General features: G+C 71.7%; 17 protein-coding genes. 14 read left to right on the forward strand and 3 right to left on the reverse strand.

Translation table 11 applies throughout. The annotated features are described in order from the left end of the window. Nucleotides 1-713: RICIN domain-containing protein (locus AB0K05_RS34545; protein ID WP_364234832.1), on the reverse strand; the 713-nt coding region annotated here is incomplete at its 3' end. Nucleotides 714-1195: 482 nt separating this feature from the next. Between AB0K05_RS34545 and AB0K05_RS34550 the strand changes: the two genes are divergently transcribed. After that, nucleotides 1196-4456 (forward strand): LamG-like jellyroll fold domain-containing protein, encoded by a 3261-nt coding sequence (locus tag AB0K05_RS34550; protein ID WP_364234834.1) that lies wholly within the window; start codon nucleotides 1196-1198, stop codon nucleotides 4454-4456. Nucleotides 4457-4660: 204 nt separating this feature from the next. Next, nucleotides 4661-10708 carry an RHS repeat-associated core domain-containing protein gene (locus tag AB0K05_RS34555; protein ID WP_364234836.1) on the forward strand — a complete coding sequence of 2016 codons (6048 nt, stop codon included), beginning with the start codon at nucleotides 4661-4663 and terminating at the stop codon, nucleotides 10706-10708. A 57-nt stretch (nucleotides 10709-10765) separates the two neighbouring features. Here AB0K05_RS34555 and AB0K05_RS34560 read toward each other — a convergent pair whose 3' ends face one another. After that, nucleotides 10766-10900 carry a hypothetical protein gene (locus tag AB0K05_RS34560; RefSeq protein WP_271276409.1) on the reverse strand — a complete coding sequence of 45 codons (135 nt, stop codon included), beginning with the start codon at nucleotides 10898-10900 and terminating at the stop codon, nucleotides 10766-10768. A 100-nt stretch (nucleotides 10901-11000) separates the two neighbouring features. After that, nucleotides 11001-11654: a TetR/AcrR family transcriptional regulator gene (locus AB0K05_RS34565; protein ID WP_271276414.1), complete on the reverse strand. Its 654-nt coding sequence runs from the start codon at nucleotides 11652-11654 to the stop codon at nucleotides 11001-11003. Nucleotides 11655-11847: 193 nt separating this feature from the next. On the opposite strand from AB0K05_RS34565, the gene AB0K05_RS34570 reads away from it, so the two are divergent. From AB0K05_RS34570 to AB0K05_RS34625, 12 genes are all read left to right on the forward strand, one after another. Next, a complete protein-coding gene (locus tag AB0K05_RS34570; RefSeq protein WP_364234840.1) occupies nucleotides 11848-13062 on the forward strand; it encodes an oxygenase MpaB family protein in 1215 nt (404 codons plus the stop codon). Nucleotides 13063-13102: 40 nt separating this feature from the next. Then, nucleotides 13103-14323: an oxygenase MpaB family protein gene (locus AB0K05_RS34575; RefSeq protein ID WP_271276407.1), complete on the forward strand. Its 1221-nt coding sequence runs from the start codon at nucleotides 13103-13105 to the stop codon at nucleotides 14321-14323. Next, nucleotides 14323-16635 carry a molybdopterin cofactor-binding domain-containing protein gene (locus AB0K05_RS34580; RefSeq protein ID WP_271276406.1) on the forward strand — a complete coding sequence of 771 codons (2313 nt, stop codon included), beginning with the start codon at nucleotides 14323-14325 and terminating at the stop codon, nucleotides 16633-16635. The genes AB0K05_RS34575 and AB0K05_RS34580 overlap by 1 nt, the downstream gene beginning before the upstream one ends. A gap of 15 nt (nucleotides 16636-16650) precedes the next feature. Further along, nucleotides 16651-17127: a (2Fe-2S)-binding protein gene (locus AB0K05_RS34585; RefSeq protein ID WP_148033116.1), complete on the forward strand. Its 477-nt coding sequence runs from the start codon at nucleotides 16651-16653 to the stop codon at nucleotides 17125-17127. A 318-nt stretch (nucleotides 17128-17445) separates the two neighbouring features. Further along, entirely contained in the window at nucleotides 17446-17964 is a 519-nt protein-coding gene (locus AB0K05_RS34590) for a flavin reductase family protein (RefSeq protein ID WP_271276405.1), read from the forward strand. Nucleotides 17965-17977: 13 nt separating this feature from the next. Further along, a complete protein-coding gene (locus tag AB0K05_RS34595) occupies nucleotides 17978-18889 on the forward strand; it encodes a glutathione S-transferase C-terminal domain-containing protein (RefSeq protein WP_271276404.1) in 912 nt (303 codons plus the stop codon). Then, on the forward strand, nucleotides 18886-20205 hold the full coding sequence (locus tag AB0K05_RS34600; protein WP_271276403.1) for an NtaA/DmoA family FMN-dependent monooxygenase: 1320 nt from the start codon (nucleotides 18886-18888) through the stop codon (nucleotides 20203-20205). Before AB0K05_RS34595 ends, AB0K05_RS34600 begins: the two co-directional genes overlap by 4 nt. After that, a complete protein-coding gene (locus AB0K05_RS34605) occupies nucleotides 20202-21353 on the forward strand; it encodes an LLM class flavin-dependent oxidoreductase (RefSeq protein WP_271276402.1) in 1152 nt (383 codons plus the stop codon). Before AB0K05_RS34600 ends, AB0K05_RS34605 begins: the two co-directional genes overlap by 4 nt. Next, nucleotides 21350-22384 (forward strand): LLM class flavin-dependent oxidoreductase, encoded by a 1035-nt coding sequence (locus AB0K05_RS34610; protein ID WP_364234845.1) that lies wholly within the window; start codon nucleotides 21350-21352, stop codon nucleotides 22382-22384. Before AB0K05_RS34605 ends, AB0K05_RS34610 begins: the two co-directional genes overlap by 4 nt. Further along, nucleotides 22381-23472: an LLM class flavin-dependent oxidoreductase gene (locus tag AB0K05_RS34615; RefSeq protein ID WP_271276400.1), complete on the forward strand. Its 1092-nt coding sequence runs from the start codon at nucleotides 22381-22383 to the stop codon at nucleotides 23470-23472. The genes AB0K05_RS34610 and AB0K05_RS34615 overlap by 4 nt, the downstream gene beginning before the upstream one ends. Then, nucleotides 23469-25064: an ABC transporter substrate-binding protein gene (locus AB0K05_RS34620; RefSeq protein ID WP_271276399.1), complete on the forward strand. Its 1596-nt coding sequence runs from the start codon at nucleotides 23469-23471 to the stop codon at nucleotides 25062-25064. Before AB0K05_RS34615 ends, AB0K05_RS34620 begins: the two co-directional genes overlap by 4 nt. Then, the gene (locus AB0K05_RS34625; protein WP_219546280.1) at nucleotides 25061-25966 is read left to right on the forward strand and encodes an ABC transporter permease; all 906 of its coding nucleotides are present in this window, start codon (nucleotides 25061-25063) and stop codon (nucleotides 25964-25966) included. Before AB0K05_RS34620 ends, AB0K05_RS34625 begins: the two co-directional genes overlap by 4 nt. Nucleotides 25967-26184: the final 218 nt, after the last annotated feature.

Raw genomic sequence — 26184 nt, forward strand, 5'->3', positions numbered from 1 at the left:
ACGAACATGGGGTCCTGGCTCTCGCTCTGGCCGCCGTCGCCGATGCCGTAGTAGCGCTTCATGCCGCCGTCGAAGAACGTGCCGGCGTTGCGGGTGGTGGTCTGGTGCACGCTGCCGGTGTCGGACGGCCAGGCGCCGCTGCCGTCGCCGCCGCCGCTGGTGGGGGTGATGGTCGGCGTCGGGTCAGGGTCAGGGTTGCCGCCCCCGTTCGCGGGCCGCAGCGTCCACTGCTTGGTGGCGACCGAGTCGCAGCTGTTCTGCTGGAGCGCGGCGCCGGAGGAGGTGGAGTTGTCCTTGACGTTGAGGCACTTGGCGCTGTTGGCGTTGACGATCCGGTAGTTGCTGCCCGAGGTGGTGAACTGCCAGCTCTGGGAGGCGGCGGAGGTGCACGTCTCCTGCTGGACGGCCTTGCCCGCGCTGGTGGAGGCGTCCTTGACGCCGAGGCACCTGCCGCTGTGCGCCGCCTTGAGCTGGCCGCCGCTGAGGGTGAAGACCTGGCCGGCGGCGCCGGTGCAGGTGGCCTGGGTGAGCTGCACACCGTCGCCGGTGCTCGCGCCCGGCACGGCGGCGCACAGCCCGCTGCCCGCGTTGACCAGCGTGTAGGAGCCGTTGGACGGGGCCGCCGAGGCGGCGCCCGCCATCACGGCCACCAGCCCGCTGCTCGTCACGAGAGCGGCGGCCAGCGATAGCGCCAATCTTCTTTTTTCGCGCACGGAGAACTCCAGTTCGGTAGGGGGAGCACGGCGAGCGGGGTGGTAGTGGGTAAGCGCTTTCCCGTCAGTGCTTCGCAGTGAAGCACAGGCGGCCGAGGCCGGGAAGGCCCAGCCGGGCGAGCCGCCTGGTCCGCCTACCGTCTTGGCTGGTCAGCCGCCCTGGGGAGGGCGGTGGGAAGCGTGCGGACGATGAAACTTTCATCGATGCTCGTGCAAGGGGTTGCTGCGAGAGCACTCGCCTTTATCCGCCATATTCCAGCTGTCTCTGCAACCGGTTGCCACGTGCCTCGATAATTTTCCGGACGCCTTGAAGGATATTTTCGGACGAGAATGATTCATGAAAATATTTTAAATAGAGGGTGGCGAGACTATGGACGCGCCCCTGACAGGGGATGACAATCCGATCGACACACGAGATCGGGGCTACGTCAGGTAATCGTTTACCGGGCGACAACTGCTGCTCACCGACGGGCGAGGAACCTATGCGTGCAGTGCATGGCCTGATCACGACGGCGTTGATCACCGCGATCCTGGTAGTCCCCCCGCCGGAAGATGCGGGGGCCGGCCGTGTACAGGCCGTCGACCGCGGGTCGGCGGTCGAGCCGGAGCCCGCCGCGCTGGCGCGCGCCCAGCGCACCGGGAAGCGGGTCGAGGTCGAGTCGCTGCGCAGCGAGACCGCCCGGGTCTTCGCCCAGCCCGGCGGGACCTTCCTCCTGGAGCAGCACGTCCGCCCGGTGCGCGTGCGCGAGGGGGACGGCTGGGTGCCCGTCGACACCACGCTCCGCACGCGCCCCGACGGGGCGGTCGAACCGGTCGCCACGGCAGTCGACATGACGTTCTCCGGCGGTGGCACCGCCCCCCTCGCCCGGTTGGCCCGGGGCGGCAAGTCGATGGAGCTCGGCTGGCACGGCACACTGCCCAAGCCGGTGCTGGACGGTGACACCGCCACCTACCCCGAGGTCATGCCGGGCGTGGACCTCCAGGTCACCGCCGACGTGGACGGTTTCTCCCACATCCTGGTGGTCAAGTCGCGGGCCGCCGCGGCAGAACTGACCGAGCTCGCCTACCCGTTGTCGGCCGAGAGCCTGTCGCTGAAGACGGACGAGGTCGGCAACCTGGAGGCCGTCGACCGCAACGGCGGCACGATCTTCATCGCACCCACCCCCAAGATGTGGGACTCGGAGGGCGTCACCAGCCCGCGGGCGCTCAAGGAGGGACGCTCCCCGGACGCGCGCGAGGCCACCATGGGCGTCGAGCTCGTCGGCGGGAAACTGCTCCTCAAGCCGGACAAGAAATTGCTGACCGGCCCCGAGACGACGTTCCCCGTCTACCTGGACCCCTACTTCTCGGCCGCGCGTGGCTCGTGGACGGCGGTCTGGAAGAACCACGCCGGCAGCAACTACCTCAACGCCAGCGACATCGCCCGGGTGGGGAAGATCAGCAGTTCCCAGACGAACCGCTCGTTCTTCCAGTTCACCGTCGGCCCGACAGTCCACGGCAAGCAGATCATCAACGCGACCCTGCGCACGTACGAGACGTGGTCGTACTCCTGCCAGGCCCGCAAGGTCGAAGCCTGGGGGACCGGCGCGATCAGCAAGAGCACCACCTGGAGCAAACAGCCGTACTGGTCCACCAAGCTGGCCACGGTGAACGTCGCCAAGGGCTGGGGCACGGCGTGCAAGCCCGGCGGGGTCGAGTTCGACGCCACGCCGTGGGTCGTCCGGGCCGCGTCCGAAGGCTGGACCTACGCCACCATCGGCCTGCGGGCCACCAGCGAGTCCGACGTGTACGCCTGGAAGAAGTTCAGGAACAACCCGGTCCTGGTCATCGAGTACAACTCGCTGCCCGCCACGCCCGGGACCGGCGACGTGTGGTCGGACCCGGGCGGCGCCTGCGTCTCCGGTGACGCGCGGCCCGTCAGCAGCACCGCCACGCCGAGACTCTGGGCCAAGCTGAGGGACGCCGACAACTCCGTCCGGGGCCGGTTCGAGTGGTACGCGGCCGACGGGGTCACCAAACTGGGCGAGTACGTCACGCCCATGGGCTCGACGGGCAACGCGTTCTCCGCGCTCGTGCCGCAGGGCGCGTACACCGACGGTTCGGTGGTCCGCTGGCGCGTGCTCGCGGAGGACGGCACCGTCGGCAGCGCGTGGAGCCCCTGGTGCGAGATCAGGGTGGATTCCTCGGCACCGGTCAGGGAGCCCGTGGTGACCTCGGCCGAGTACGGGGAGAACGCCTGGAGCGACGGTGTCGGCCTCGCGGGCACGTTCACCTTCGCGCCCAACGGCGTCGCCGACGTCGCCGGCTACCTCTACGGGCTCGACACCACGCCCGGCGCTGAGGTCGCCGCCGGGCAGAACGGCACCGCCACGATCCGGCTCACCCCGCGCCACGACGGCCCCAACGTCCTCTCTGTGCGCAGCAAGGACCACGCCGGCGGGCTCGGCCCGATCCGCGCCTACATCTTCAACGTCAACCCCGGCGCCGATCCGGCGGCCCACTGGAAACTGGACGAAGGCCAGGGCACCCTCGCCGCCGACGCCGCGGGCTCCCATCCCGTGACGCTGCACGGGGCCACATGGACCTCCGGCAGGAACGGCGCCGCCCTGCGCCTCGCGAGCTCGTACGCGCAGACCCAGGGCCCGGTCGTGGACACCAGCCGCAACTTCGCCGTCGCCGCCTGGGTCCGTCTGACCGGCACCGGCGCCACGGCCACCGCGCTCACCCAGGAAGGCACGGGCACGGGAGCGTTCGCCCTGCAGTACTCGAAGCCCGACGACCGCTGGGCGCTGGCCGTCGCCGGCTCGGACACCGCCGGCGCCCCGGCCGTGCGCGCGCTCTCCGCGGCACCGCCGAGGCTCGGCGAGTGGACCCACCTGACCGGGGTGTACGACGCCGCGGCCGGGCGGGTCTCCCTCTACGTCAACGGCAGGCTGGAATCGACCGTCGCGGCGCGGTCGTGGGCCGCCACGGGCAGTCTCACCATCGGCCGCGGCCAGGCAGGCGGCGCCGCGGAGTTCTGGCCCGGCGACGTCGACGAGGTCCGTGTCTACGGCCGGGCCGTCTTCGCCGGAGAGGTCGCCGACCTGATCCACAGCGCCACCACGCTCGTCGGCCACTGGAAGATGGACGAGACCGAGGGCCTGTCCGCGGCCGATTCCTCCGGCCGGTCGACGCCGGCCACTGTGACCGGCGGCGCGTCGTGGACCGGCGGCTGGCTCGGCGGCGGGCTCGCCCTCGACGGAGTCACCGGCCACGCCCAGACGGCCGGCCCCGCCGTGAACACCCGGACGGGGTTCACCGTCGCGGGCTGGACGCAGCTGGACTATCTCCCCGCCGGGGACGCCGCGCTCGTCGCCCAGCCGGGCGACCGGGCCGCCGGTTTCCAGCTCGGCTACGACGGGGCGCGGAGCCGGTGGATGCTCGGCATGGCGGGCGCGGACACCGACACCGCCGCCCTCGTGCGTGCCCGCTCCGACGCCGTGCCGGTGCCGATGGTGTGGACGCACGTCGCCGGCGTGTACGACCCGCTCGCCGGACAGCTCCGCGTCTACGTCGACGGCCGCCTGTCGACCACCCACACCGACCATCTCAGCCAATGGAACGCCTCAAGGCCGCTGCAACTGGGCCGTACCAAGACCGCGGGAGTCTTCACCGGTCACTGGCCGGGGACGATCGACGACATCCGCCTCTACGACGGAGTGCTGAGCGTCGAGCAGATCGCCCAACTGGCCGCGCAGTAGAACACCCATCCAGAACCCCCCACTGGAGAGACGCTCATGGATGTTCCAGGCGAGTTAGAGTTACCCGAATCCCGATGGAACGGCCTCCAGCAGGCCCCTCGGCAGCCCGACATCCCCGACAGCTCATGGAACCGCTTCGAGGGAGAGAACAAGCCCGAAGCCCGCTGGCCCCGCAAGCTTGCCCCCGCCCTCACGATCTTGCTCGTGGTGCAGCTGGTGCAGGCCACACCGGCCCAGGCGGCTCCCCGCCAGGACCCTGCCGTGCAGCGGGAAGCGCCGGTCAAGGGCACTGACGTCCCCGTCAGACCGCCCATGGCCGACCCCGCCGCCGAGCAGGCGTGGCAGAAGCCCCCGGAGGTCCGCTGGCCCCGCACGCGCAGCGCCGTGCTGGGCGGTTCCGCCGCCGTCCAGGTGGAGGACTTCCCCGTCAGGCTGGCGCCCGGAACCGCGAAAACCGCCGCCGCCCAGGCCCCGGTGAGCGTCGAACTGCTGGACACCGACCTGCCCGGCCTGGCCCTGCGGCTCAAGCCCGGAGCGGGTGTCAAGACGGCGGCCACGACCCGCCTGGAGATCGACTACTCAGGCTTCCGGCACGCGTACGGCGGCGACTACGGCTCCCGCCTGCGCGTGGTCAAGCTGGAGGAGTGCGCGCTCGACGCCGCCGCCACCGGCTGTGCCCCGTCGCTGCCGGTGAAGAGCGAGAACGACGCGGCCAAGGGCACGGTCACCGCCGAGGTCGGGACCGACGGCCTGTACGCGCTCACAGCGGCCCCCTCCGGACCGTCCGGCGACCACGCCGCCACCTCCCTGTCACCCACGGCCACGTGGAGCGTGGGCGCCCAGTCCGGCGACTTCACCTGGGGGTACGAGCTGCGCACCCCGCCCGCCCTGGGCGGCGACGAGCCGGAGCCGGCGCTGGCCTACTCCTCGCAGAGCGTGGACGGCCGCACCGCCTCCACCAACAACCAGGCGTCCTGGGCCGGTGAGGGTTTCGAGCTGAACCCGGGCGGCTACATCGAACGCCGCTACAAGGCCTGCATGCTCGACGGCAAGAAGACCGGCGACCTGTGCTGGGACCAGGACAACGCCACCATGTCCCTCGACGGCACGGCCATGGAGCTCGTCAAGGACGCCGTGAGCGGGCGGTGGCGGCCCAAGCGCGACGACGGGACCAGGATCGAAGCGCTCGTCGGCGCCACCAACGGTGACAACAACGGCGAGTACTGGCGGATGACGAGCCCCGACGGCACCCAGTACACCTTCGGCCTGAACCGCCTCCCCCGCTGGGCCGAGACCACCGGCAACCCCGAGACGAAGTCGGTGCAGACCGTACCGGTGTTCGGCAACAACAGCGGCGAGCCGTGCCATTCGGGCACCCCCGCCAACGCCTGGTGCCACCAGGCCTACCGGTGGAACCTCGACTACGTGGCCGACACCCACGGCAACGCCACCACGTACTGGTACGAGCACGAGACGAACCACTACGGCCGCAGCATGAAGCCGGAGCTCGGCACCCGGTACGTGCGCGCCGCCCCGCTCGCCCGCATCGACTACGGATACCTGAAGGACGAGCTGTTCACCAGGGCTCCGGCCGCCCGCGTGCTGTTCGAGCACGCCGAGCGCTGCGTCCCCTCCGGCGCCGTCACATGCGCACCCGGCGAGCTGAAGAAGGACACCGCGAAGCACTGGCCGGACGTGCCGTTCGACCAGATCTGCGACGCCGGCGTGAAGTGCACCGACCGGCTGGCGCCGACTTTCTTCTCACGCAAGCGGCTGGCGAAGGTCACCACCCAGATCCGCAACGCCTCCGGCCAGTACCAGCCGGTGGACTCGTGGAAGCTGACGCACACCTTCCCCGCCTCCGGGGACGGCATGAGCCCGGCGCTGTGGCTGGCCTCGATCCAGCAGTCCGGCCACGTGGGCGGCTCGCTCACGCTGCCTCCGATCACGTTCACGGGCAAGCAGCTGCCCAACCGGGTGGACGCGCTCGAAGGGCGTCCCCCGCTGATCAAGTGGCGGGTGCAGGCGATCGGCAACGAGTCCGGCGGCGAGCTGCGCATCAACTACTCGCCCGCCGACTGCGCCCCAGGTGACACGCCGGTCGCGGACCGGAACGCCAGACGCTGCTTCCCGCAGCGCTGGGCGCCCCCGGACGAGACCGAGGTCACCGACTGGTTCCACAAGTACCTGGTCACCCAGACGGTCGAGGTCGACCGGGTCGCGGGCTCGCCCGACGTGGTCACCGGCTACGAGTACCTGGACGGCGCCGGCTGGCGCTACGCCGAGAACATCCTGGTCAAGCCCGCGCACCGGACGTGGTCCGACTGGCGGGGGTACGGCCGCGTACGCGTGAGGGAGGGCGACGGGCAGGACGCGGAGCGGACGCTCAAGGAGTACCGGTACTTCCGCGGCCTGCACGGCGACAAGCGGTCGGACGGCTCCCGGCGCAGCGAGGAGGTCGAGGACTCCGAAGGCGGCAAGCTGGACGACCTCGACCAGTTGGCCGGCTTCGAGCGCGAGGAGATCCTCTTCGACGGCGACGGTGGCGCGATCCTGACCGCGACCCTGGAGGCGCCGTGGTCGGTCAAGACGGCGGAGTCCACCCATGACGGCGTCACCAAGGCCGCGCACGTGATCCAGCCCGCCTCCATGGTCACCCGCACCGCGCTCCAGGACGGCCGGTGGCGGCGCACCGGCGAGGCTCGCTCGTACGACGAGACGGGCCTGCTCCTGCGGGTGCACGAGAAGGGCGACCTGGCCGACGCCGGCGACGACGAGTGCGTCCGGTACAGCTACGCCAGGAATGACACCTCCTGGATGCTCGACTACACGAGCCGGATCGAGTCGGTCTCGGCCGGCTGCGACACTCCGGTCGCGGCCCTGGCCGCCGGTGAGGTGCTCTCGGACGAGCGCATCCAGTACGACGGGAAGGCGAACGGCCAGCCGCCCACCAAGGGCGACGTGACCTCCGTTCAGGAGCTCGTCTCCGCAGACGGCCGGACGATCACCGGCAGCGCGCACACCTATGACGTCTACGGCCGGGAGACCAGCGAGACCGACCCGGTCGGCACCCGGTCCGTCACCGCCTACAGCCCCGCCTCGGGCGCCCCCGTGACGGAGACCACCGAGACCAACGCACTCGGCCACACCGAGCGCACTCAGCTGGAACCGGCCTGGGGCGAGCCGGTCGCCGAGGTCGACGCCAACAACCGCCGCGTCGACCTGGAGTACGACCCGCTGGGCCGGCTGACCAAGGTGTGGCAGCCCGACCGCAGCAAGGCGGCGGGGCAGTCGCCGAGCACCGAGTACACCTACCTGACCCGCAACGACGGCCCCAGTGTCGTGACCACCAAGACACTGCGCGCCGACGGCGGCTACACCACCAGTCACGAGCTGTACGACGGCCTGCTGCGCGAGCGCCAGACCCAGGAGCCCGCGCCCCGCGACGACCAGGCGAGCGACCCCGCGCTGCGTGACGGCCGGACGATCACCGACACCCTCTACAACTCACAGGGCGAGGAGCACAAGGCCAACACCGGCTACTTCGCCGTCGGCACGCCGTCCACGAACCTGATCGCGGTGGCCGACGCCGACGTGCCCAACCAGGTCGTGTCACTGTACGACGGCGCAGGCGAGCTCGACACCCAGATCCTCAAGGCGAAGGGCGTGGAGAAGTTCCGGGTGAGCGCCCAGATGGAGGGCGACCGCCTCCACCTGACGCCGCCGCCGGGCGGCACCGCGACCACCCGGATCGGGGACGCCGAGGACCGGCTCGTCGAGCTGCGGGAGTACAAGGGCGCGACCCCGACGGGCGCGTACGAGTCCACCAAGTACACCTACGACTCCGCCGGCCGGCTGTCCACGGTGACCGACGCGGCCGGCAACGTGTGGCGTCACCACTACGACCTGCGCGGCAGGGAGATCAGGACGGAGGACCCGGACAAGGGCGTCACGACCACCACGTACAACGACGCCGACGAGGTGGTGACCACCACCGACGCCCGCGGCAGGACCCTGTGGCACGGCTACGACGCGCTGGGCCGCAAGACGCAGCTGCGCGAGGGCTCGGCGACCGGCACGCTGCTGGCCGAGTGGAAGTACGACGCGCTGGCCAAGGGCGAGCTGAACGCCGCCATCCGCTACGTGGGCGGGCAGGCGTACAAGGCCGAGATCAACGCGATCGACGCGGACTACCGCACGTTACGCCAGACCGTCACCATCCCCGCGCGGGAGGGCAAGCTGGCCGGCTCGTACGTGCTCAACACCCGCTACACGCTCGACGACGAGGTCCAGTCCGTCAGCTTCCCCGCCGCCGGCGGGCTGGCGGAAGAGTCGGTCGTCTACACCTACGACGAGCTCGCCCAGCCGACCAGGGTCGCCGGCCTGTCGCCGTACGTGAGCGCGGCCCGCTACTCGAAGATGGGCGACACCCTGCAGTACGAGCTGGGCGAGGGGGCCGGGAAGACCTGGCTGACCTACACCCACGACGAGGGCACCCGCAGGACGACCGGCATCCGGCTGGACCGGGCCGGCGCCCCCGCCACCGACCTCGACCTCCGCTACAGCTACGACCCGGCCGGCAACATCACCAAGATCGAGGAACGGGCCGGCGGGCAGGACACCCAGTGCTTCAGGCACGACCACCTGCGCCGCCTGACCTCGGCGTGGACGGCCACGGACGGCTGCGCCACCGCCGGCCCGCAGGCCGCCACGATCGGCGGCGTGGCCCCGTACGCGTTCAGCTACGCCTACGACGTCACCGGAAACCGGATCAAGGAAACCAGGCACGGCTGGGGCGGCGCGCCCGACACCGTGCTCACCTCCGCCTACCCGGCGGCGGGCAGCCCCCGGCCGCACGCGCTGCAGTCCGTCGGGCAGGACCTGTTCGCCTACGACGCGTCCGGCAACACCACCAGGCGCAAGGTCGGGAACTCCGACCAGACCCTGGTCTGGGACGCCGAGGGCAACCTGGAGTCGGTGACCGAGGCGGGCAAGGTCACCTCGTTCGTGTACGACGCGGACGGTGACCGCCTGCTGCGCAAGACCCCGACCGACGCCACCCTCTACATCGACGACATGGAGCTGCGTTTCGACTACGCGAAGGACGCCGTCGAGCAGACCCGCTACTACACCGTCGGCGGCCAGCCCATCGCGGTGCGCACGCCGGACAACCAGGTGTACTTCCTGGCCGGCGACCACCAGGGCACCGCCCAGGCGGCCGTGAAAGCGAGCACCGGCGAACTCGCGGTCAGGAGGACGACACCGTTCGGCGAGGACCGCGGATCACCGCCCTCCTGGTGGCCGGGGCAGCGCGGTTTCGTCGGCGGGACCCGGGACGAGACCATCGGCCTCGTCCACCTCGGCGCGCGCGAGTACGACCCCAGGAACGGCCGCTTCCTCTCCGTGGACCCGATCATCGACCCGGAGGAACCGCAGCAGCTCAACGCCTACGCCTACGCCAACAACAGCCCCGTCACCCTCAGCGACCCCGACGGTCAGTGGGTCTGGTTCGCTGTCGCGGCACGGGTCGCGATGATACTCGCCGCCAGAGCCGCAGCCAGGCGGCTGGCGGCCTGGCTGGCCAGGAGGCGCGCCGCCCAGGAGGCTGCCAGGCGCGCGGCCAGGGAAGCGGCCAAGCGCAGAGCAGCCGCGGAGGCGGCCAAGCGCAAGGCCGCTGAGGCCAAGAGGAAGAAGGCCGCGGAGGAGGCCGCGAAGCGCAGGCAGGCAGCCGCGGCCAAGAAGAGGGCGGAGGCGGCCAAGAGGAGGGCGGCCGAGAAGCGGAAGCGGGCGGCGCAGGCGGCGCAGAAGCGCAGGGTGGCGGCGGCGGCGAAACGCCGGAAGGAGATCATGGCCCAGCGCAGGCAACTCGCGGCCAAGGTGCGGAACAGCAGGCGCGCGAGCAGGTCTCCGGCCAGATCCCAGCAGCGGCACCGGCCTGGCACCCGTCCGACCAGTCATCGGGCGGCCCAACGGCAGTCGCCGCCCAGGGCGCGGCGGGAGCCGGTGAGGCCACAGCAGTCGCCCCCCGCGACCCAAGCTCGCAACCAGGGCCGCGCGGAGCAGGCCGCCATCCGGCACAACCGGCTGACCTCGGGGGTGCAGAAGGGGCTCGAGTTTGAAAAAGTGTACCGAGACAAGTGGGCCACCCCCGTCGGGCACTTCCCGAAGTACGGCGAATCTCTCGCCCCAGCGGGGCAGGTAGGGGCGTTCATCGCCGGCTTCATCAAGGGCTTCATCAAGCCGATGTACTGAGCGAGGGTGTCCGGCCGGTCTGGTACCGGCCGGGCATTCTCCGGAAGATCCGGGCGGCTATCTAGGGCTGATCGCCCGGTCCCTGGCCGAGGTGACGATGCTCCATGGCAGCCCGGGCAGCGGGTGCCGGTCGGGGCCCGGGTCCAGGAGCAGGGAGCCGGCGGGTAACCGCGGCGAGTTGGTCGCCACCACCCCGCCCCTCCCCGTTCACCAGCGTGATCGGGGCGGGGCCGGCGGCCAGCACGCCGAGCAGCAGCGCCTCGAACCTGGCCGCCTCGGCGCCGGACCGTTCTCAGGACGGCCGGGAGCCGCCCAGCATGGGCACCAGGAACTGCCGGGCGACGGCGGCCAGCTGCTCGTCGTCGTCGAGGTCGACGATGTGGCTCGGGGTCGACAGGAAGGAGGCGGAGACCCGGACCATGAGCTCGGCCACCAGGTCGGCGTCCAGGTCGTCCGGCACGTGGCCCGCGCGCTGCTCGCGGCGGAGCTGGCCCGCGACGAACTGCCGCACGGTGGCGAGGGTCCGGCCCCCGTCGCTGATCATGGACGGCACGAGCAGCTCGGGCTCGGCCTCGATCAGGCCGCCGATCAGCGGGTTGCCCCGGATCGCGCGCATCGAGCTGACGAAGCCGAGGACGACCCGGTCCGCGGCGGTGCGGGCCTGCTCGATGTCGATCAGGAACTGGTCGAAGTAGCGCCGGAACTCCCGGCGCACGACGTGCTCGACCAGCCTGTCCTTCGTGGCGAAGCGCCGGTAGACGGTGACGCGGGAGACCTTGGCCCGGCGGGCCACGTCCTCCATCGTGGAGCGCCGGATGCCTGTGCGGCAGAACTGCTCGTACGCCGCGTCGAGGATGCGCGCCCGGGTCGGGTCGGTGTCGTCGACCTGCTCGACCGCGTCGATGTAGGCGCGTTCCAGCAACGACTCGGAGTCCGACGGCGGCATTAGCGCGGACAGCGCGGATTCCACGATCACCTCACGTACACGGTTCTGACTCGTTCCCCCACAACGGTGGCCGCGGTCTTGTGATGGGCATCACGTTGTGCTCTCATGATGATGATACACGGACTCGTTCCCTGTTTCATCGTATCAACGGGTGTCATCCCGCTCTCCCGGCGAGAAGAGGAGGAACGACGGCATGGACAAACCCAGCAGACGCAACGTGCTGAAGGCGGGCGGCGCGCTCGGCGCGCTCGGCGCGCTGAGCGCCACCACCCCGGCGTACGCGTGGACCTGGTCGCCCAAGGGCTCGGTGGCGGGCACGGGCGTCGGCGCCGACCCGCGATGGGTGTGGGACGCGGAAGCGGACCCGCTGGTCGCCTCGCTGCTCGACCGGGGCGACGTGCCCCTGGTCAACCGGCTCTTACGCAACTGGACCAAGAACGGCCAGCCGCTGCCCGACGGGCTCCCGGCGGACCTGCGGGCGTTCATGGAGGACGCCCGGCGGCTTCCGGCCTGGACCGACCACGGCAAGCTCGCCACCTCGTTCAGGTTCACCGAGAAGCGGGGACTCTACCTCGGCGTCCTGTACGGCATGGCCAGCGGCATGATGAGCACGGTCATCCCCAGGGAGGCCCGCGCCGTCTACTACTCGCAGGGCGGCGCGGACATGAAGGACCGCATCACCAAGACCGCCAAGCTCGGTTACGACATCATGACCCGCAACGCCTTCGCCCCCGACGGCGAGATGATCGTGACCTGCGTCAAGACCCGGCTGGTGCACGCCGCGGTGCGGCACCTGCTGCCGCAGTCCCCGTACTGGCCCCCGGTCGCCGACGAGGAGATCCCGATCAGCCAGGCGGACATGATGGTCACCTGGCACAGCCTGGGCACGACCGTCATGCAGAAGATGCTCGACTGGAGGGTGCCGATTCCCTCCTCCGAGTCCACGGCCTTCCTGCACTCGTGGCAGCTGACCGCGCACATGCTCGGCATCAGGGACGAGTACATCCCCGCGTCGTGGGCGCAGGCGAACTCCCAGGCGGAGCAGGTTCTGACCCCGATCCTGGCGCCGACCCCCGAGGGCATCAAGCTGGCCGACATCCTGCTCAACCTCGGCGCCGAGGTCGACGGCGCCATCCTGTCCAAGCCGATCCTCGGCGCGTTCACCCGCTACGTGCTCGGCGACCAGATAGCCGGCTGGCTGAAGATCCCGAGGGAGCCCGTCTGGGACTCGCTGCTCCGGCTGTCCTGGCGGCCGTTCATCGCCATCCGCGAAGGTCTGCTCAACCTCCCGCTGGCGCCGGAGACGTACTGGCTCTTCGACGAGTTCCTGCGCAAGGCGACTCTGCTCTTCCTGTCCGAAGCGCAGCCGATCAGGATCGAGATCCCGGAAACCAACCGGCCGTCTTGATCGACCCCTTTCACCCGGCACACGGAGAGGAGTACGCGCAATGGCGGAGTTGAGCAGGCGCAAGATCCTGATCTCGGGCGGAACGCTGGGAGCGCTCGGCGCCCTGGGGCTCACCCCTCCGGCGGAGGCGAGCCAGACGCCCTGGACCTGGTCGGCGCGCGGCTCGGTCGCGGGCTCCGGCGCCGGCACGGACCCGCGATGGGTGTGGGACGAGGAGGCCGACGCACTGGTCGCCTCGCTGATCGACCGGGGTGACGTGCCCGAGGTCAACCGCCTGCTGTGGGACTGGAACCGGAACGACCAGCCGTTGCCCGACGGCCTGCCGGCGGATCTGCGGGACTTCATGGAGCGGGCACGCCGGCTGCCGTCGTGGGCGGACCGCGGCAAGCTGGAGACCGCGGCCGACTTCAACAAGTCCAGAGGGCTGTACCTCAACCTGCTCAACGGCGTGGGCGGCGGCATGCTGAGCACCGCCATCCCCAAGGAGGCCCGCGCGGTCTACTACTCCAAGGGCGGCGCGGACATGGAGGACCGCGTGGCCAAGACGAGCATCCTGGGATTCGCCGTCGGGTCGCTGAACGCCTACCGGCCGGACGGCTCGTGCGTGGTCGAGGCGGTGAAGACCCGGCTGGTGCACGCCGCGGTGCGGCACCTGCTGCGGCAGGTGCCCCACTGGCCCTACGGCATCCCGATCAGCCAGGAGGACATGCTGGTCACCTGGCACACCCTGCCGACCTTCGCCATGCGCAAGATGCTCGAATGGAAGGTGCCGATCAGCTCCGCCGACTCCGCGGCGTACCTGCACGTGTGGCAGGTGACCGCGCACATGCTCGGCATCAAGGACGAGTACATCCCTTCAAGCTGGGACGAGGCCTACGCGCAATCGGACCAGGTCCTGCCCCGCAACATGGGGCCGACCCCCGAGGGCGTGGCGCTGACCGACATCCTGCTGGACCAGCTCGCCGAGCAGACCAGCCCCGGCAGCATCAGCCGGCCGCTCTGCAACGCGCTCGCCCGTTACCTGGTCGGCGACCAGGTGGCCGACTGGGACGGTATCGAGCGTGAGCCGGTGTGGGACCCGCTGATCAGCTCGGCCTGGCCGAAGCTGGTCAGGTTCCGTGAGGGGCTCATCCCGCTGCCGCTGGTGCCGCAGATCGCCTGGGTCATCGACGAGGCGGTCCGGCAGTACATCATGTTCTTCCTCACCAAGGGCAAGGAGACCAAGATCGAGATCCCCACGACCAACCGGCCCGGCACCTGATGACCGGACCGCAGGACGACGGGCCGGGCTCGGCCATCGGGCGGCGGCGCTTCCTCGGGTACGTGCTGGCGGCCCCGACCCTGGTGGCCGCCGCCGAGCTCGCCCCGGCGCCGGCCGGAGCCAGTGCCCCGGCCGGGACCGGGGCACTGGCCGCGCCCGAACTGACCGAGCTGGTCGACCTCAACGACCTCATGACGGCGGCGGCGCTGCCCACCTCGAACCTGATCTCGGTCGAGGTACGGCAGGACGGCACGGTGGCGTTCGCGCTGCCGCGGGCCGAGGTCGGCCAGGGCATCACCACCTCGACGGCCATGCTGATCGCCGAGGAGCTGTCCGTGCCGCTGGACCGGGTGCGCGTCACGCTGGCCGACGCCCGGCCCGAGCTGGTGTTCAACCAGCTCACCGGCGGCTCGAACACGACCATCGCCACCTACACCCCGATCCGGGTCGCCGCCGCCGTCGCCCGGCAGCGCCTGCTGACCGCCGCGGCGGCCGAACTCGGCACCGACGCGGGCAACCTGACGATCGAGGACGGGGTGGTCAAGGACCGCGCCGGCCGGAGCGTCGGCATCGGCGCGCTCGCCTCGAAGGCCGCGAGCACGCGGACCGAGCGGGTGTCCGTGGAGCTCGCGCCGCGGGAGAGCTTCACCGTCATCGGCAGGCCGCACAACCGCGTCGACGCCCTGGACGCGGTCACCGGGCGCAAGAAGTTCGCGATGGACCTCGACGTCCCGGACGCCAAGCCGGCGATGGTGTGCCGCCCGCCGACCATCAACGGCAAGGTCGGCTCGGTGGCGAACCTCGCGCAGGTCCGCGCCATGCCCGGCGTCACCGACGTGGTGACGATCTCCACCGGGGTCGCGGTCCGTGCCGAGACCTTCGGGCAGTGCGTCGACGCCGTACGCGCCCTGCAGGTCTCCTGGAGACCGGGCACCGCGGAGGGGAAGTCCGACGCCAGTGTGCTGCGGCAGCTCGAAGCGGCGGAGCTGCCGATGGGGCTCAGGCCGCCGACCCCGGTCGTCGAAGGCAAGTTCACCTTCTACTTCCGCAGCAACAGCGCGCTCGAACCCAACTGCGCGATCGCCGACGTGCGGGCCGGCCGGGCCGAGATCTGGTCGGCGCTGAAATCGCCGATCGTCGCCCAGCAGGCCATCGCCGCCAAGCTCGGGCTGCCCGCCGGCAAGGTCACCGTGCACGTCACCGAGGGCGGCGGCTCCTTCGGGCGCAAGCTGTTCTTCGACGCCGCGCTCGAAGCCGCCGAGATGTCACAGAAGATCGGCAAACCGGTCAAGCTCATGTGGCACCGCGCCGACGACTCCCGCCAGGGGCGCACCCACCCGATGGCCACCTCGCGGGTCCGCGTCGCCTACCTCGGCGACACCGTGCTCAGCTACAAGCAGCGGCACACCAGCGTCTCCACGGACCTCGGCCACGGGCTCGGGGAGATCATCACCGCCCTGGCCGCGAGGCTCCCGGTGGGCGACATCGGCTTCGCCCAGACGTTCTTCCATCTCAGCCAGGCGACGTCCTACCGGTTCGGGGCCGTCAGCCGGCTGCTCAGCGAGACGGACAAGGGCTTCAACACCGGCAGCATGCGCAACGTCTACTCGCCCGACGTCACCTGCGCCCGCGAGCTCATCGTCGACCAGCTCGCGGCGAGGATGGGCAAGGACCCCTACCGGTTCCGGCGCGACTTCCTCCAGGACGACCGGTCCAGGGCGGTGCTGGCGAAGGTGGCGGAGGCCGGGAACTGGGGCCGGTCCATGGCGCCCGGCACCGCCCAGGGCATCGCGTTCCACGCCGAGTACAAATCGGTCAGCGCCGCGCTGGTGGAGATCGACTGCCGGCCCGCGACGGTCGACCGGCCCATCCGCGACGGCGTGGCCGGGCCGCGCGTCACCAAGGTCGTCTTCGCCGTGGACGTCGGCCTGGCCGTCAATCCCCGCGGCCTGGAGGCCCAGATGATGGGCTGCGTCATGGACGGCATCGCGCTGGCCCTGACCTCCAGCCTCCACCTGCGCGACGGCCACTTCCTGGAGGCGAGCTGGGACAACTACTTCTACACCCGCCAGTGGAACACCCCGCCGGAACTCCAGGTCATCGTCATGCCCAGCACGTCCGACCAGCCCGGGGGCGCGGGGGAGCTGGGCGTCGCCGCGTCGATGGCCGCGGTCGCCTGCGCGTACGGACGCGCCACCGGCACGATGCCCACCAGCTTCCCGATCAACCACGGGACGCTCTCGTTCACCCCCAAGCCCACCGTCCCCCCGATCCCGCCGTCGCCGACCGACGGCCTGGACCACGCCCGCTGAAGCAAGGAGATCTGAGTGCCCGAGCACACGTTCCGCGTCAACGGCGAACAGGTCACCGTCGACGTCGCCGGCGACGTCCGCCTGCTGTGGGTCCTGCGCGACATCCTCGGCATCACCGGGCCGAAGTACGGCTGCGGGATCAACGTCTGCAAAGCCTGCACCAGCCACCTCAACGGCAAGGCCGTCAACCCCTGCGCGATCCCCGTCCAGGATCTCCAGCCCACCGACGAGGTCACGACCATCGAAGGGCTGGCGGCCACGGTCGGCCGGGACCTGCACCCCATGCAGCAGGCCTGGCTCGACCACGACGTCGCCCAGTGCGGCTACTGCCAGCCGGGCCAGATCATGGCCGCCGTGGCGCTGGTCCGCCGCGTCGCCGCCGAAGGCCGCTCGATCACGGACGCCGACCTCGACGGCCTGCGCAACATCTGCCGCTGCGGCACGTACCCCCGCATCCGCGAAGCCATCAGAGCCGGCGCCGAAGACATGTGAGGCCGTGCCCCGCCCGGGGCACGGCCTTTCGCGCGCCTAAATCCCCTAAAAGCTAGTAGGAAATATTGACTTCCCCGGGACCGCGGCCTAACGTCGTTCCCATGAGGCAGGGTCTCCTCCTGACTAGGCGCTCCCACGTGGATTTCTGCCACGTCGCCAGCGCGCAGTGTCGTTGATCACGCATCCGTAGCCGCCACCTCCGTGCTCCCGGCGCGGCCGAAGCCGCCCGCGCCCTCGTCGACGACTTCCCCTTCTCCGCGACCCCGGACCGTCACCGGGGCGCCGCGCGAGCATGCCTTTCTCCTGTGAGGAACTCCCGTGACCGTTTCATCCCTGACCGACGGCCACGCCGTCGAAGCCGCCCTGTTCAGGCGGGCGCTGGCCGTGCACGCCAGCGGCGTCGTGGTCATCACCGCCCAGAGCGACGGCGTCCCCGTCGGTCTCACCGCCACCTCCTTCTCCTCCGTCAGCCTCGAACCGCCCCTGGTCTCCTTCTACGTGGACCGCTCCTCCACCACCTGGCCCAGACTCGGCGCCGCCGACCACTTCGCGGTCAACATCCTGGCCAGCGACCAGTCCGAGCTGGCGGCCCGGTTCGCCAGGAAGAGCGTCGACCGCTTCGCCGAGCCCACCCGCTGGCGCCCGGGGCCGCTGGGCGCGCCGCTGCTGCAGGACGTCTCCGCGCACCTGATCTGCCTGCCCTACGAGACGGCGCAGGTCGGTGACCACGTGCTGGTGGTCGGCCTGGTCGCCGAGGCCGACGTCCACCGGCAGGGCCGCCCGCTCCTCTACCACCAGGGCCGCTTCGGCCGCTTCCTGGCCCACCCCGACTCCTGAACCCGGAGATCCCGTGTCCACACCCACCCGGACGGGCGCCTACGCGAGCCCCGTCGACCTCGTCGCGTACGGCCACTACGGGCCGGGCCGCCTGCACCTGTCGCCCGACTGGAACCGCCCCGTCTACCCGTTCCAGGGCCGGATCACCGCCGACGGCTCCAGCGGCCACCGCGCCGAGCCCGGCCGCTACCACCTCTACGTCTCCTGGGTCTGCCCGTACGCCCACCGCGCCGCGATCGTCCGCAAGCTCAAGGGCCTGGAGGAGGTGATCTCGCTGTCGTACGTGGACGACGAGCGCGACGGCCGCGGCTGGGCGTTCAGGGAGCGCCGCGGCGCCGACCCGGTCAACGGCTTCACCCTGCTGGAGGAGGCGTACGACGCCACCGAGAAGGGCTACGGCGGCCACGTCTCGGTCCCCGTGCTCTGGGACCGGCACACCGGCACGATCGTCAGCAACCACTTCCCCGACATCACGATCGACCTGGCCACCCAGTTCGAGCAGTGGGCCGGCACGCCGATCGACCTCTACCCGGACGCGCTCCGCCCGGAGATCAACAAGCTGAACGCCTGGATCTACCACGACGTCAACACGGGCGTCTCGCGGGTGGCCCGCGCGGCCACCGAGGACGACCGCGAGCGGGAGCGGCGGGTGGTCGTCTCGGCGCTGGAGCGGCTGGACGAGCGCCTGGCCGGGCAGCGGTTCCTGGCCGGCGACACGATCACCGAGGCCGACGTGCGGCTCTGGGTGACGCTGGCCAGGTTCGACGCCGAGCACAACCCCGGCCACCTGATCAGCGAGCGGGGGCTGTCCGGCTTCGAGCATCTGTGGCCGTACGCCCGCGACCTCTACCGGCTGCCGGCCTTCCGCGAGACGACCGAGGGCCTGCCCCAGAGCTGGGACGCGCCGCACGGGCGGGACCGATGACCCGCAAGCGGGTGCACCTGGCGGCCCACTTCCCCGGCGTGAACAACACCACGGTCTGGACCGACCCCCGCTCCGGCAGCCAGATCGACTTCGCCTCGTTCGTCCACCTCGCCAGGACGGCCGAGCGCGGCAAGCTCGACTTCCTCTTCCTGGCCGAAGGGCTGCGGCTGCGCGAGCTCAAGGGCCGCGTGCACGACCTCGACGTGGTCGGCCGGCCGGAGTCGCTCACCGTGCTCAGCGCCCTGGCCGCGGTCACCGACCGGCTCGGCCTGGCCGGGACCGTCAACACCACCTTCAACGAGCCGTACGAGCTGGCCCGGCGTCTGTCCACGCTCGACCACCTGAGCGACGGCCGGGCCGCCTGGAACGTGGTGACCACCTCCGACGCGTTCACCGGCGAGAACTTCCGCCGCGGCGGCTACCTCGACCGGGCCGACCGGTACGAGCGGGCGGCGGAGTTCGTGCGGCTGTCACGGGAGCTGTGGGACTCCTGGCGGCCGGACGCGGTCGCCGCCGACCGGGAGACGGGCACGTTCGTCCGCCCGGGAGCCATCGGCGACGTCGGGCACCGGGGCGCGCACTTCTCCGTCGAGGGCCGGTTCACGCTGCCCCGCAGCCCGCAGGGACACCCCGTCGTCATCCAGGCGGGGGACTCGGACGAGGGACGCGAGTTCGCCGCCGCCCACGCCGACGTGATCTTCACCCCGCACGGCAGGCTGGAGGACGGCAGGCGCTTCTACGCCGACGTCAAGCGCCGCCTGGCCAGGTACGGCCGTGAGCCGCACCAGCTCAAGATCATGCCGGGCGTGACGTTCGCGCTCGGCGACACGGACGAGGAGGCCGCCGAGAACGCCGCCGCCATCCGCCGGCAGCAGGTCGGGCCGCGGACCGCGATCGCGTTCCTGGAACAGGTGTGGGGCCGCGACATGTCGGCGTACGACCCCGAAGGCCCGCTGCCCGACATCGAGCCGGACCCGGCGGAGGGCGTCTCCCAGGGCCGGGTGCCGATCAAGGACCGCGCCGCCGTCGCCGCCAAGTGGCGGGCGCTGGCAGGGGAGAAGGGCCTGTCGATCCGGGAGCTGGTCATCGAGGTGACCGGGCGGCAGACGTTCGTCGGCACCCCCGGGAGCGTGGCACGGCAGATCGACGAGCACGTGCAGGCCGACGCCGCGGACGGGTTCATCCTCGTCCCGCACCTCACACCCGGAGGCCTGGACGAGTTCGTCGACCGCGTGGTGCCGCTGCTGCGGGAGCGCGGCGTCTTCCGTACCGACTACACCGGGGCCACCCTCCGCGACCACCTGGAGCTGACATGACGTTACACCTGGCCGTGGCGCTGGACGGCGCGGGCTGGCACCCCGCCGCCTGGCGCGAGACGTCCGCGGACGTCTTCTCGGCCCGCCACTGGGCGGCCCTCGTGACCGAGGCCGAGCGCGGGCTGCTCGACTTCGTCACCATCGAGGACGCCCTGGGCCCGCAGTCGACCCTGCCCGACGGCCCCGACGAACGCACCGACCAGGTCCGGGGGAGGTTCGACGCGGTGCTGCTCGCGGCCCGCCTCGCGCCGCTCACCAGCCGGATCGGGCTGGTGCCGACGGCCACCACCACGCACACCGAACCGTTCCACGTGGCCGTCGGCATCGCCACGCTCGACCACATCAGCGGCGGGCGGGCCGGCTGGCGCGCACAGATCTCCGCGCGCGCCTCGGAGGCGCGGCACTTCGGCCGCAGGCGGTTCCCGCCGCTCGACCCGGGGGCCCGCGACCTCGCCGCCGACCCGCACGTGCGCGACCTGTTCGCCGAGGCCGCCGACGCGGTCGAGGTCGCGCGGCGGCTCTGGGACAGCTGGGAGGACGACGCCGAGATCCGCGACGTGGCCACAGGCAGGTTCATCGACCGGGACAAGCTGCACTACGCGGACTTCGCCGGGCGGTTCTTCTCGGTCAAGGGGCCGTCGATCACGCCCCGGCCGCCGCAGGGGCAGCCGGTGGTGACCGCGCTCGCCCACGCGCGGCTGCCGTACGAGTTCGCGGCGGGCAGCGCCGACGTCGTGTACGTCACGCCGCACTCCGACGAGCAGGCCCGCGCCGTCGTCGAGGAGGTCCGGGCCCTGTCGGGCGACATCAAGATCTTCGCCGACCTGGTCGTCTTCCTCGGCGAGGACGCGGCGCGGCGCAAGGCGCGGCTCGACGAGCTGGACGGGGCCGAGCTCGCCTCCGACGCCGCGATCTTCACCGGGACCGTGCGCGAGCTGGCCGACGTGCTGCTGGAGTGGCGGCGGGCCGGGGTCCAGGGGTTCCGGCTGCGGCCCGGCGTGCTGCCGTACGACCTGGAGCGGATCACCCGCGGGCTGACGGCCGAGCTGCGCGGGCACGGGGTGTTCCGGCGCGCCTACGAGGCCACCACGCTGCGCGGGCTGCTCGGCCTGCCGCGCCCGGCCAGCCGCTACGCGGAGGTGTCATGAAATTTCTGGCTATCACGTTGATCGTCCATAACGATGACCGATCGCCCACCGAGCGCTTCCGCGAGGTCGTCGAGAACGCGGTGCTGGCCGAGGAGCTCGGCTTCGACGGCTTCGGCGTGGGGGAGCGGCACGAGCGCCCCTTCCTCTCCTCCTCGCCGCCGGTGGTGCTCGGCCACATCGCCGCCAGGACGACCCGGATCCGGCTGTTCACCGCCGTCACCACGCTGAGCCTGCTGGACCCGGTCCGCGCGTACGAGGACTACGCGACGCTCGACCACCTGTCGGAAGGCCGGCTGGAGCTGATCATCGGCAAGGGCAACGGCGCGGCGCAGGCCCAGCTGTTCCACGTCACGGCCGAGGACCAGTGGGAACGCAACCGGGAGTCGTACGAGCTCTTCCGCCGCCTCTGGCGGGAGGACAAGGTCACCTGGGAAGGCCGGTTCCGGCCGCCGCTGACCGAGGCGGAGACCTGGCCGCGGCCGCTGCAGCGGCCGATCCGCGTCTGGCACGGCAGCGCCACCAGCCAGGAGTCGGTGGATCTGGCCGCCCGCCACGGCGACCCGCTGTTCTCCGCCAACGTCACCCACCCCATCGGCCCCTACGCCGAGCTGATCGACCACTACCGGGAACGCTGGGAGCACTACGGGCACGACCCGGCCGGCGCGCTGGTCGGCGCGGGGACGGCGGGCTACTACGCGGCCCGGTCCTCGCAGGAGGCCGTCGCCGCCTACCGGCCCGTCTACGACGCCCGGGTGGCGTTCCAGCGCAAGCTCGGCCTGCCGGTGGTCTTCCCGACCCTGGAGGACGCCATCGAGCGCGGCTCGATCCTGGTCGGCAGCCCCCAGCAGATCGTCGACAAGGTGCTGCGCTACCACAAGCGGTTCGGCCACGAGGTCATGCACCTGCACGCCGACGCCGACGGGCTCACGCCCGGTCAGCACCGGGACGCGCTGGAGCTGTTCCAGGCCGAGATCGCGCCCGTGCTGCGGGCGGAGATCCCCAGCAGGCCGTTCCCCGGAGGTGCCACGTGACGCTGTCCATCCTCGACCTCGCCCCGATCGTGTCGGGAGGCACGGCGGGCGACGCCCTGCGCAACACCCTCGACCTCGCCCGCCGGGCCGAGGAGTACGGCTACCGCCGCTACTGGCTGGCCGAGCACCACTTCGCGCCCGGCGTCGCCAGTTCGGCGCCGGCCGTCCTGATCGCCCTCGTGGCCGCGGCCACCTCCACGATCCGGGTCGGATCGGGCGCCGTGCAGCTCGGTCACCAGACGCCGCTGTCGGTGGTCGAGCAGTTCGGGATCGTCGACGCGCTCCACCCGGGCCGGATCGACCTGGGGATCGGGCGCTCCGGGCAGCGCCGCGCCGAACTCGCCACGGACCCGGTCGCCGAGAAGCAGGCGGCACGGGTCGTGGACGGGCTGCTGATCCCGCCGCCCTTCGACTGGTCGGCGCTCGCCAGGCAGCCCAGGCTCGCCCGCCAGATCGCGGCCCTCCAGCAGCCGGGCGCGCGGACGCCCGACTTCGCCGACCAGATCGACGACGTGCTCGCCCTGCTCGACGGCACGCACGAGGCCCGCGCCGTGCCCGGCGAGGGCGCGGACCTGCGGGTGTGGATCCTCGGCAGCAGCGGCGGGCAGAGCGCCCAGGTCGCCGGGGAACGCGGGCTGCCCTTCGCGGCGAACTACCACGTCAGCCCGTCCAGCGTGCTGGAGGCCGTCGAGGCCTACCGGAAGGCGTTCAAGCCGTCGGAGGCGCTGGGCGAGCCGTACGTGATCGTCTCGGCGGACGCGGTCGTCGCGGAGAGCCGGGCGCGGGCCCGCGAGCTGGCCAAGGGGTACGACCTGTGGGTCCGCAGCATCCGGACGGGCGCCGGCGCGATCCCGTACCCCACGGCGGCGGAGGCCGACGCGCACGTCTGGACCGACGCCGACCGCGACCTCGTCAAGGACCGCCTCGACACCCGGTTCGTCGGCCCGCCCGCCGAGGTGGCCGAAGGGCTGCGCGTGCTCCGGCGGGTGACCGGGGCCGACGAACTGCTCATCACGACCATCACCCACGACCACGAAGACCGCGCGCGCTCGTACGAGCTGCTCGCCGAAGCCTGGAACCGCTCGTGAAGCGCATCCTCCCCGCCCTGCTGCTGACCCTCGCCGCGTGCGGCGCGCAACCCGTCCAGACCGCGCGGACCACCTCGCTGACCTGGGCCGTCGAGACGCAGCCGATCACCCTGAACCCGCAGCTGTGGGCCCAGAACAAGGCCAGGCTGCTGGTGTTCAACCAGTTCGACGCGCTGCTGTCGAAGGCCGCTAACGGCTCCTTCGGGCCCTGGCTCGCCACGGCGTGGATGGTGTCGGACGACGGGCTGACCTACACCCTCGACCTGCGCGACGACGTCACCTTCCACGACGGCACGGCGTTCGACGCCGCCGCCGTCAAGGCCAACCTCGACCAGTTCCTCGTGCCCGGCTACAACCCGTCGGTGGCCGCGATCCAGCTCAGGTCCTTCGACGAGGCCGAGGTCGTGTCGCCGCACCGGCTCAGGATCACCCTCAAGGAGCCGGACGCGCTCTTCCTCGACTTCCTCGCCTCACCCCTCGCGGGGCAGGTCTCGCCGAAGTCGCTGAAGGGCGCCGAGGACCTCAAGTTCGGCGGGCCGGACCTGGTCGGCACCGGGCCGTTCATCCTCGAACGGTACGTCCAGGGCCAGGAGATCCACTACCGGCGCAACCCCGCCTACGCCTGGCCCCCCGCCGGAGCGGCCCACCAGGGCCCCGCCCACCTTTCCGAGATCACCTACCGGTTCCTGCCCGAGGCCGCTGTCCGCGTCGGCGCGCTCACCTCGGGCCAGGTGCAGGTCATCGAGGGCGTCCCCGCGACCGAGGTCGCCCTCATCGAGAAGGACCCGGAGCTGACCCTGCGGACGGCGCTCAACTCCGGCACCGCCTACTCCTACTACTTCAACACCTCCCACGCCCCCTTCGACGACCGGCGCGTACGGGAGGCGTTCCGCGAGGCCGTGGACCTGGACGCGGTGCTGAGATCCGTCTACCAGGGCACCGCCACCAGGGCGTGGAGCATCGTCGGCAGCGAGAGCCCCTTCTACGACCCGTCCCTGGAGAACACCTACGGCGGCGACGTGGCCAGGGCCAACGCCCTGCTCGACGCCGCAGGGTGGAAGGAACGCGACGCCGAGGGGTTCCGGGTCAAGGACGGCGAGCGGCTCACCGTGCGCGAGGTCGCCTCGGCGCCGTTCGTCCGGGACCGCCGCGACATCCTCGCCCAGGCCATCCAGGCCCAGGTCAAGCAGAACGCCGGCATCGACTTCCAGGTCAAGATCCTTGACCAGGGCAGCGCGCAGCAGGCCATGGACGACGACGCCTACGAGGTGTTCGGCAACTCCCGCGGCGACTCCGACGCGGGCGCCGCGCTCAACCTCATCCTGCCGGAAGGTGCCGCCATCAACCGCACCCGCTTCGCCGACCCCGACCTGGACAAGTGGCTCGCCGCCGCCTCCGCAAGCTCCGGCCAGGCCGAACGCAAGGAGCTCTACGCCAGGGCGCAGCGGGCGGTCGTGGCGGACCACGCTGTCGTGTTCCCGCTCTACGTGCCCGCCGACCAGATCGCCGCGAGCAAGAACGTCCAGGGGCTCGGCTTCGATCCCGCCTCCGGCACCCCGGCGAGCGCGTACGACGTGCGGATCGGCACATGATCAGACGGCTGGGCGCCGGGCTGGCGGTGCTCTGGGCCGCCGCCACCGCCTCGTACGCCGCGCTGCTGCTCGCCCCCGGAGACACCGTCGACATCCTGGTCGGCGACGGCCCCGACACCCCGGAGATCCGGGCCGGGATCGTCGCGGAATGGGGGCTCGACCGGCCCGAGATCGTGCAGTACCTGTCCTACCTGTGGCGCCTGCTGCACGGCGACCTCGGCCGCTCGTACCAGCAGCAGCGCGGCGTCGGCGAGATCCTGGCCGGCCAGATCGGGCCGACCGCGCAGCTCACGCTCGCCGCGGCGGCCACCGGCGTGGTGCTGGCCGGCCTCATCGCGATCGGCACGGCGGGCAGGGGGCGGTGGCCGCGGGCCGTCGCCTCGGCCGCCGAGCTGGTGTCGGTGTCCGTGCCGCCGTTCCTCATCGGGATCGTGCTGCTGTCGGTCTTCTCGTTCTCCCTCGGCTGGTTCCCCGTGTCCGGGGCGGACGGGCCGGCGGCGCTGGTGCTGCCCGCGCTGGCGCTCGGCCTGCCCGTCGCGGGCGTGCTCGGCCAGGTGCTCCGGGGCGGGCTGGAGCGGGCGCTGGAACAGCCGTTCGCGGTGACGGCCAGGGCGCGCGGGCTCACCGAACGCGCCCTGGTCGCCCGGCACGCCCTGCGGCACGCGCTCATCCCGGCCGTGACGCTGGCCGGCTGGTTCACCGGCGCGCTGCTGGGCGGCGCGGTGATCACCGAGGTGTTGTTCGGCCGGCCCGGGCTCGGCCAGGTCGCCATGCAGGCCGTGACCGGTCAGGACATGCCCGTCGTGATGGCCGTCGTGCTGCTGTCGGCCGTCGTGTACGTCACGGTCAGCACGCTGCTCGACCTGGCCTACCGCGTCATCGACCCGCGGATCAGGGGCTGACCGCCGATGTCCCCGACCTCCCGCGGCACCGCCCGCCCCGCCGACGCCCTCTCTCCCGACGACCCGCGCCGGGCCGTCGAGTCCTCCCACCGGCCCGTTCCCGAAGTTCCGGGCGGCGCTGTCGAGCCCTCCCACCGGCTCGCTTCCGAAGATTCGCGCCGCGCCGTCGAACCCGCTCCCGAAGATTCGCGCCGCGTCGGCCGGTCCTCGCGTGAGGG

The sequence above is a fragment of the Nonomuraea sp. NPDC049486 genome (assembly GCF_040676925.1).
Lineage (GTDB): Bacteria > Actinomycetota > Actinomycetes > Streptosporangiales > Streptosporangiaceae > Nonomuraea > Nonomuraea ferruginea.